This window comes from Streptomyces sp. NPDC050121, assembly GCF_044460385.1.
Lineage (GTDB): Bacteria > Actinomycetota > Actinomycetes > Streptomycetales > Streptomycetaceae > Streptomyces > Streptomyces soliscabiei.
Genome location: NZ_JBITJV010000110.1, coordinates 1 through 2022, shown reverse-complemented (window position 1 = coordinate 2022; position 2022 = coordinate 1). Strand labels below are relative to the sequence as shown.

At 68.8% G+C, this 2022-nt stretch carries 1 protein-coding gene; it reads left to right on the top strand.

Translation table 11 applies throughout. The features are described from left to right. The first annotated feature begins 123 nt into the window (after nt 1-123). Complete coding sequence (locus ACIBTS_RS49335; RefSeq protein WP_399328553.1) at nt 124-1965, top strand: IS481 family transposase; 1842 nt, start codon at nt 124-126, stop codon at nt 1963-1965. Nucleotides 1966-2022: the final 57 nt, after the last annotated feature.

Sequence of the window (2022 nt, the reverse complement as noted above, 5' to 3'; positions counted from 1 at the left end):
TGTCCGGTCCCGGGAGATGCTTGACACTTCGATCCCAGCTGATGGTTGACGGTGGCCGTGATCGGCTTTGCTGTGCGCGTCGTTGCGGCGTGTGGCAGGAGGCCGGGATTGGCTCTGGTGGAGTTGTCGGTTGTCGAGCAGAGATACCGGGCTGTTCTGGCGGTGCTGGCGGGTGCGACGGTGACGGAGATCGCCGCTCAGCTGGGTGTTTCCAGGCAGACCGTGAGCGGGTGGAAGTCTCGGTATGTCGCCTCAGGTCTGGCTGGGTTGGCGGACCGTTCCCGTAGGCCGGCTTCGTGTCCGCATCGGGCGTCTGCCGAGGTGGAGACGGCTGTGTGCGAGTTGCGGCGTGAGCATCCCCGGTGGGGGCCGCGGCGGATCGCTCATGTGCTGGAGCGTTCGGGGGCGGTGAGCCCGGTGCCGTCGCGGATGACGGTGTATCGGATCTTGGTCCGTCATGGGCTGGTGGAGCCTGGAGTCCGGCGCCGGAAGCGGTCGGATTACAAGCGCTGGCAGCGGGATCGGCCGATGCAGTTGTGGCAGATGGACATCGTCGGCGGCGTGATGCTCGTCGACACGGTGACCGGCGAGCTGACCGAGGCGAAGATCGTGACTGGTGTGGATGATCATTCACGGTTCTGCGTGATCGCGTCGGTGGTCGAGCGGGCGACCGGTCGGGCGGTCTGCTCGGCGTTCGCGGGGGCCCTGCGGAGGTTCGGGGTGCCGGAAGAGGTGCTGACCGACAACGGCAAGCAGTTCACCGACCGGTTCGGGCAGGGCGGTGAGGTGCTGTTCGACCGGATCTGCCGGGAGAACGGGATCGCGCATCGGCTGACGCAGCCGGCGTCGCCGACCACGACGGGCAAGGTCGAGCGGTTCCATCAGACGCTGCGGCGTGAACTCCTCGACGACTGCGGTGCGTTCGAGAGCATCGAAGCGGCCCAGGCGGCACTGGATCGTTGGGTGCAGGAATACAACTCGATGCGTCCGCATCAGGCCCTGGACATGCAGTCTCCGGGAGACCGGTTCACCCCGGTGCCCGAGGAGGAGCGGGACGTGCTGGGGCTGAAGATTCCCAGAGTGCTGGCGCTGGTGCCGCAGCAGCGGACACCTCCAGCGGACCCGGACCCGGACTCGGACGCGGCTCCGGACTCGGACGCGGCTCCGGGTGAAGCCTCGGCTGTGCCCGCCGCCCTGCCTGAGGTGGTCCCGGTCGTGGCGCCGGTGGAGCCCGGTGGGCCGGTGGAGTTCGATCGGGTGGTGCCTGCGAGTGGGAATCTGCAGGTCGCGGGCAAGCAGTTCTGGGTGGGTCCGGCCCGTTCGGGGCTGACGGTGACGTTCTGGGCGGACACCTCGGTGATCCATCTGCTGATCGCTGGGACGCGGATCAAGAGCGTGCGGTCGCACCTGTCGGTGGCTGATCTGGGACGGCTGGCTGTCCGGGGCGGCCGTGCGGCCGGACCGGCCCCGCTGCCTGCCGGTGACGGGATGGCGTTCGAGGTGGACCGGGTCGTGAACAACAGCGGCCTGGTGGGCCTGGCCGGGCGCCAGGTGCTGGCCGCGGAGATCCTCGGCGGCCGCCAGGTCGGCATCCGCATCGACGACGAGACGCTGTCGTTCTTCGACCCGTCCTCGCGGGAACTCCTGCGGGTGCGGCCCAACCCGCTGACCGGAGAGGAAGTGCGTCGGCTGCGGGGCCTGCGTCCGGCCGGACCGCCACCGCGGCCGGGCATCGAGCCGGTGCGGGTGCAGCGGCGGATCAGTGCTGTGGGCACGATCATGGTCTGCCGGCAGGTCGTCTCCCTCGGCCGGACGTACGCAGGCCAGACGGTGACCGTGCACGTGTCGGACACGACGATCACCGTCGACCTGGACGGCCAGGTCCGGGTCATCCGGCGCACGACCGACATTCCCGTCCGCCACGTCAAGGCGAACAAGCCCCACAAGGTTTCCGATGTTGTCTAGGCCCACCGTCAAGCATCACCTGGGACCAGAACGTCGGGCATCACCTGGGACTAGACA